Annotated in this window: 6 protein-coding genes and 1 pseudogene; 1 reads left to right on the top strand and 6 read right to left on the bottom strand. The window is 69.9% G+C overall.

Annotated elements, in window-relative coordinates; all coding sequences use genetic code 11:
* From AC08OQ_RS13560 to AC08OQ_RS13535, 6 genes and pseudogenes are all read right to left on the bottom strand, one after another.
* Window positions 1-460, bottom strand: a pseudogene (locus AC08OQ_RS13560) (hypothetical protein); the annotation flags it as partial.
* Window positions 461-954: 494 nt separating this feature from the next.
* The gene (locus AC08OQ_RS13555; protein WP_462187078.1) at window positions 955-1,449 is read right to left on the bottom strand and encodes a DUF6912 family protein; all 495 of its coding nucleotides are present in this window, start codon (window positions 1,447-1,449) and stop codon (window positions 955-957) included.
* Between the two features lie 65 nt (window positions 1,450-1,514).
* A complete protein-coding gene (locus tag AC08OQ_RS13550) occupies window positions 1,515-2,546 on the bottom strand; it encodes a patatin-like phospholipase family protein (protein WP_476604965.1) in 1,032 nt (343 codons plus the stop codon).
* Between the two features lie 231 nt (window positions 2,547-2,777).
* A complete protein-coding gene (locus AC08OQ_RS13545) occupies window positions 2,778-3,281 on the bottom strand; it encodes a transcriptional regulator (protein ID WP_462187080.1) in 504 nt (167 codons plus the stop codon).
* Between the two features lie 516 nt (window positions 3,282-3,797).
* The gene (locus tag AC08OQ_RS13540; RefSeq protein ID WP_462187081.1) at window positions 3,798-5,135 is read right to left on the bottom strand and encodes a CpaE/TadZ family protein; all 1,338 of its coding nucleotides are present in this window, start codon (window positions 5,133-5,135) and stop codon (window positions 3,798-3,800) included.
* A complete protein-coding gene (locus tag AC08OQ_RS13535; protein WP_476599917.1) occupies window positions 5,132-5,905 on the bottom strand; it encodes an SAF domain-containing protein in 774 nt (257 codons plus the stop codon). Before AC08OQ_RS13535 ends, AC08OQ_RS13540 begins: the two co-directional genes overlap by 4 nt.
* 308 nt (window positions 5,906-6,213) lie before the next feature.
* On the opposite strand from AC08OQ_RS13535, the gene AC08OQ_RS13530 reads away from it, so the two are divergent.
* The gene (locus AC08OQ_RS13530; protein ID WP_476599915.1) at window positions 6,214-6,450 is read left to right on the top strand and encodes a helix-turn-helix domain-containing protein; all 237 of its coding nucleotides are present in this window, start codon (window positions 6,214-6,216) and stop codon (window positions 6,448-6,450) included.
* Window positions 6,451-6,549: the final 99 nt, after the last annotated feature.

Below are 6,549 nucleotides of genomic sequence, written 5' to 3'. Positions count from 1 at the left end.
GCCCTAGATCCGCCTTCTCCAAGGCGACGTCGTCACGCTGCCGGCGCAACCGGGCGATCAGCTCGGCGGCCTGCCCTGTGCCCGTGCCGCGGGCGCCCGAACCGGGGACACCCGTGTCGGCGTCGCCGACGCACGCCGCCACGGCGTTCCCGGCCTCGGCAGCGTTCCCGGCCGCCACGGCGTTCCCGGCCTCGGCAGCATTCCCGGCATTCACGCGGTTCACGTCGTTCGCGGCTGCCGCCTGATCGGCTGACGGGACCGCGCCGGGGCGGGATTCGTCGAAGCCCAAGCCGGTGCCGGCCGGCGTCTCCACCGATCCCGCCCGATTCCGCGCGGCGTCAGCGTCGGCGTTGCGGGCCTGCCGGCGCAGCGGCGCGATCAGGAAGACCCAGGCCAGCGCCGCACCAATGAGCATCGCCACCAGCACGTATGCCAGGATCTGCCCGGCGAGGTACAGCATGGGCTGCCAGCCTCCTTACCGCGGTAGGTCGGTCGAGATCACACCTGCCAGCGGGGGTGACATCTCGGTACGAAGGTTGTGGGAAGTGGAGCCCCCTCGGCGCCATCCAGGTGGTGACCCGGTCGCCGCCGCAAGGCTCCCCAGCATTATTCGCAACGCCCGGCATCGGCCGCACCCGGGGAGGTTCAACCGTTGTCCACGTCGATCTCCCTGGGTGGGAAATCACCGTTCACGGACGGCAGGCGACGAACAGCACCCCAGTGAGGAGTGAGGAGTGAGGAGTGAGGAGTGAGGAGTGAGGAGTGAGGAGTGAGGAGTGAGGAGTGAGGAGTGAGGGAAGACAACCGCGAGGGCCGCCCGTCGGGAACATTTCACGCCAGCTGGTCACCAGTCCAGACAGCATGCCCCAACGAGCCGTCAACGTGCGTGGTCTCCTCCGCCGCGCGGGGGAGACCTCCGCCCCCGCGCACCCAACATCCGCGTCTCCGTCGGGGTCAGAGAAGACCGGGGAGCTCCTGAGGCGCGAACCACAGCAGTTCGAAGCCCTCGACGCTGTCCACGGTGAAGGCGGCGTCATCCCCACCGAGATCGGCCTCGACGATGCACTTCGCCGCCGCCGCGACCGCCGCGACAACCTCCTCGTCGTCTCCGTCGTCGACATGGATGGCCTGCACGGCCGACCACGGCACCGGGAAGTCCACCTCGACGGCACCCTGCTCAAGATCATCTCTTACCCGCACCTCGCCGTCCGCGACATCGGCCACGAAGACCATGCGCCGGCGCGGCGCGGACGGGTCGGCGTCCAGCAGCCGCAGGCTTGCCCGGCCGGCGTCGTGCAGCGCCGCGTACTCCAACTCCTCCTCGGACTCCGACTGGGCGTACCACTCGCGCGTCGCGGGGGTGACCGCGAATCCGGTGCCTGGGGGGATGCGCGCGGACTCCCAGACCGATCGGGCGACGGCCAGCGTGGACGGGAGATAGATGCGCACCCGCTCAGTGTGCAACCAACCGGGGCGAGCCGGCTACGAGGACCAGGTCAGCCACGAGGACCAGGTCAGCCGGCCAGGCCGAGCCCAAGCCGGCCCCCGCTCGCCTCGGCGTCGTCGGTGGCCCCGGCCACGCCGGAACGGGCGGCGGCATGCAGGGCCTCGCCCGTCGTACGCAGCGCCGTCTCGAACACCTGGGCCCGCCGGGTCAGATCCATCACGTTTCCGCCGATGACCTCGAGATCCTCCGGACCTGGGCAGAGCACCGTCACCCGGGTGCCCGCCGCCTCCACCATCTCGACCTCCCGCATCAGCCGGCGGGTGGCGGCCCGGCGGACCTGGCGTTCGACCCGGGCCACCGTGCCACGGGGTCGGTCGAGGTGGAACGAGCAGGCCGGGGCGAGCACCAGGATCTCCGCGAGGCCCGCGTCGGCGAGAAGATCGACCGATGCGGGCGATCGGGTTCCGCCGTCAACGAATCGCTGGCCGTCCACCGCGACCGGGGCGTACCAGCCGGGAATGGCACACGACGCCATCACCGCCTCGGACAAGGTTGCCCGAGGCGCATCGGCCACACCGAACAGCACGCGCTCACCGGTGTCGAAGTTCATGGCCACCACCCGCAGCGCGGGCCTGGTGGGCCACCCGGTCGGATCGAGGCCCTTGCGGTCCATCGCCGCGGTCACCAGATCGCCGACCGCGGAGATCTTCCCACGGCCCTGTGGAAGCATCGCCGCCAGCGTGACCATCGGCGAGGACCGCCGGGGGTGCCGGGCACTGGCCGTCAGCAGCCTCGGTGAACCCATGCGCATCCGGGGGCGCGGGGGTAGGGAAGCACCGAGGTCGCGGTAGTCAAGAACGGGATCCCCCGCCTCGTAGATCCCCCGCTCGGAATTGGCCATCACGTCGATGCCGATCCCCAGACCGAGCAGGGCCGCGACCACCGAGCCGGCGGACGTGCCGACCACCAGGTCGGCTCCGCTCAGATTACGGCCGGTCGCGGTCTCGACCGCCCGCATCGCGCCGATCATCCAGGCGGAGCCGAGCACTCCACCGGCTCCCAGGATCAGACCTCTGCGTGGGGCCCGTTTCCTGGTCATAGTCCACCTCCCGGCGCGGCGACCGGGAAGGGAGACGCATCGCGCTGGGATGCCCGCCGCCCGGCATGCTCGCTGCCATGTGGGCCGCCCGGTCGCACCTGGGCCGACCCGCCCACGAACGGCGTGCCCGCCTCGTCGGGACGGCCGGGGATGGGCCGGTAACAGTCCATGGTCCGCGTTGACCGTACCTTGCTGCTCCCGGCGCTCGAAGCGCCCGGGCAGTCCACCGGACTACTCCGGCGGCTCCTCGCTACTCTCTTCGGGGAAGCTGGTCTCCAGCACTCCCCAGTTCCGCAGCCGCTCGGCGAACTCCTGGGGGGTCGTGTCGTGGAGCAGGGCGAGCGCACGCACGTCGCCATCCCGGATGGACAGCACACGGCCGGCGTAGTCGTCCCGTTGGCGCTGGATCTGGGCAACCCACCGACGGACGAGAGCAGAGGAGTCCGGCGGAGCCTCGCTCAGCTTCTCCAGGTTGAGCACCGTACGTGGGCGACGCTCCCGCGGCGGCAGCTGATCCTCGTTGGGCAACAGCGCCGAGACCGGGACTCCGTAGAATCCCGCGAGTTCGGAGAGTTGATGCACGCTGATCATGCGGTCACCGCGTTCGTAGGAGCCAACGGCAGCGGTCTTCCACCGCCCCCGCGACTTCTGCTCCACTCCCTGCAGCGACAGACCCTGCTGTATCCGAATCGCCCGCAACCGGGCGCCCACGGCCTTCGCGTACTCTCGGCTCACCCGACACACCCCCAGCCGTCTCGAACGAGCATCACGTACCTCTCGCCGCGCCCATAGGAGATCAAGGTACGACTCGTGTGGTGCTGGCGAGGCATGCTCCCACTAGCGTAACGTTGCCGAAAGAGACCGCTCGCAGATACATATACGATGCTACGTTGCGTGACTTTCTTGTACGACTTCTCTCGCATCTCAGACTCTACGGATTAAGAAAGCTACTCTATGTAGTAAATTTTATAAGGTCGGAAGCTATCAGTGAGATCTCTCTCACGACTTGACCGAAGTTCCTCCACACAGCGATGCCCCCAAATTGCTCGTTGTAACCGCCCCCACTACACCAAGATGGCGACACGAATACTTTATGTCACGGTTACGCCAAGGGCGTAACCGTGAGTTGCCGACGCCGCGCAAGCAATCGGCCGGACGGCAGCAGGCCCAGCGGGGGATGCGGCCCCGGCTCGTCCGTCGGGACGGCCTGCCCGCTCACCAAGATCATCTGGTTCGCCGGACTCACCGAGTTCACCGGGCCTGGCGCCGCAGGCTCCCCCGCCGACGGCGGGGAGCCGCCGGGCGGCCAAGCAGCCGGCCGGCCAGCTCCCTGATCGCCAGCCGGGCCGGGGAGGTCGGAGCGATGTCACGCAGGAGCTGTCCGGCCACCTGAGCGGCGTCCAGCCCGGCGAGGTCGTAGGGCACCAGGGCCACCGGCTCGGTCCCGGTGTGGCGCAGAATCGCCCGACTGACCTCGCGGGCCGGGTCTCCGCCCACGACCGAGGCGCGCAGCCGGTTCACCACGACAAGCGGGTCGACGGAGGGGACGGTCTCCCGCAGGTCGGACAGTCCCCGCACAAACCGGACCAGACCGACCGGTTCGGCAGACGCCACCGCCAGCACGACGTCGGCCGCGCCCAGCACGGCGAGCGTCGCCCCGTTACGCCGGGGCGCGGAGGTGTCGAACGACAGTTCCTCGTCCGTCTCCAGGCAGAACCCGCAGTCCACAACGACGAAGGACGCCAGGCGCCGGGCCATCGACAGCACGGTCTCAACGGATGCCGGGCGTAGCTCGGGCCATCGCGAGGGGCGGGGGATGCCGGGCAGCACTCGCAGGCCGCCGCCCAGATCACGGCACAGTACAGCGAGCCGGGGCACGTCCAGCAGCCCCTGGTTGGCCGACCGGGCCGCCGCAGCCAGACCGGGGGCCTCCTCGAGCAGGCCGACGAGCTGCCCGACCGCGCCGCCGTAGGAGTCGGCGTCCACCAGCAGGGTGGAGGTCCCCAGCCCGGCGAGTTCGGCGGCCAGGCACAGCGCGATCGTGGTGCGTCCCGGCGCGCCGGCCGGACCCCATACCGCGATCACCCGGCCCACCCGGCCGTCGCCCGGTCCGATCGGCCCCACGCCGTCGGTGACACCGATGGCCGGGGCGAGCGGCCCGAACCCGACGAGTGGTTCGCTGTAGGAACCGGGCGCCCGGGTCGCCGGCGCGGCCGCGTTCGTCGCCAGCGCCCGGGATGCCTCGACGACCGCTCCCGCGATGACCTCCGCGGTGGCGTCCGAGGGGATGACCGCGGCCACGCCGAGCTGCCGCAGCCGCCGGTCGCCGTCCTCGTCGCCGGGGGCGGTCAGCCCGACCACCGCAATGCCCGCCATGGCCAGGCGGGTCAACGCATCCCGGTCAAGCCGGCGCAGGTCCGCAGACAGCAGGGCAGCCCGGGCCGCGCCGGTGGTGGCCGCGGCCAGCAGGTCCGGCAGGTCGACGCAGCGGCGCACCACCGTAACCCCGAGGTCGCGACGATCGAAGGCCGAGACCAGGCCGGCCTCGACCATCGCATCGGTGACAGCGGTGAGGATCGGCAGGCTCACCGGCCGTACCCCGGCACGGTGGTCGGTCCCGTCGAGCCGACCCCACCGCGGGAGTCGCGCTCAATCTTCACGACGTCGACCCGCTCGCTCTGCGAGGCCGCGACGGCCTGGATGGCGTTGTCCACCGGTACGCGCAGCGTTAGCGAACGGTCCCCGCTGGTCAACTTCTCGAGGCTGACAAACTCGACGTCGTGCAGGATCAGCACCTCGGCCCCCGCGCCCGCGGGCGCGGCCGGTGTGCTCCGGCCGGCCTGCTGATCGCCCCCGGTAGTGCTCGGCGCGACGGCGCCGCTCTGGAACACGAAGACGTCCACATGGTCACCCGGTCCGAGGGTCGGCAGCCGCCCGGCCTTCACGATGATCGGCACCAGCCGCGTCGGCTGGGTGTTCTGGCCGGCGAAATCGGGCCCGCTCACCAGCTCGCCGGTGTCCACCGGCCGCGCCAGGGTGGCGCCGACCAGGTCGTCGAGACGGCTTCCCGGGTAGTAACGACCCGAGGTCCTCTCGTCGAGCCTGGCCGGCACCGTGGCGAGATCCCCGGCGACGATGATGTGCCCGGCCGGCATGTCCACCTTGGCGACCACCCACTGGTGGGTCGCGTCCGCGCTGGCGAACAGCCGCGCCCCGACGACCACCGAGACGAGCACGAGTAACACCCCGACGAGCAGCCGGGAGTCACGCCACCGTCGGCGGGTCAACCGACGGGCCGGGGGTGATGCCGGTGGCGGGGACGCCTCCGGGCGGGCCGGTGCCGCGGCGAGCTCGGTCACCGGGAGACCTCCCTTTTCTCCTGGCCGGACCATTGGTACATGTTCGCACCTTCCGGTCGCAGAGCGTACGCGGTCGTCGGCCCTGAGCCCAGCCAAACCAGCGAGGAATCGGATGCGGACCGAACGGGATCCGTCGACCTCTGGGCCAGGCGGGCACGGGTAGCGGACCAGTCCAGTACCTGCGAGCACGGGCTTTTGGCGGTATCCGCGTGCACTTATCCACAAGCACGCGCATCCGGACGCGATAAGCGGTGGTATCTCTGATACACACGTGAGGAGAGACATCTGCCCTCAGAAGGAGGACTTTGATGAACGACCGCTTCCTTCAACTCAGCGATGTGGCGGACATCCTCAACATCTCCTCCAGCCAGACCTACGCGCTTGTCCGCTCGGGCGAGCTCCCCGCCATCAAGATCGGGGGACGGGGCCAGTGGCGGGTGGAGCGCACCGAGCTGGAGGCGTACATTCAGCGCGCCTATGAACAGACCCAGGCCTTCGTCGCAGCCAATCCGATGAGCCGTAACGAGGCTCCGCCCGAGGACTAGGGGGACGTAATGAAGTAACAAATACGTGATCGAGAGCATCATCGCAGGTCACAGGCCTGTGGAGGGTTCGAAACGCGCAAGTTATTTCATTTCGACTCC

It is taken from the genome of Frankia sp. CcCS3, from assembly GCF_977927575.1.
This window is presented reverse-complemented; position numbering and strand designations above follow the sequence as displayed.

Excerpts from the sequence above, each read along its gene's own strand:
- AC08OQ_RS13550 (WP_476604965.1), bottom strand. The coding sequence starts at position 2,546 with ATGACCAGGAAACGGGCCCCACGCAGAGGTCTGATCCTGGGAGCCGGT.
- AC08OQ_RS13530 (WP_476599915.1), top strand. The coding sequence starts at position 6,214 with ATGAACGACCGCTTCCTTCAACTCAGCGATGTGGCGGACATCCTCAAC.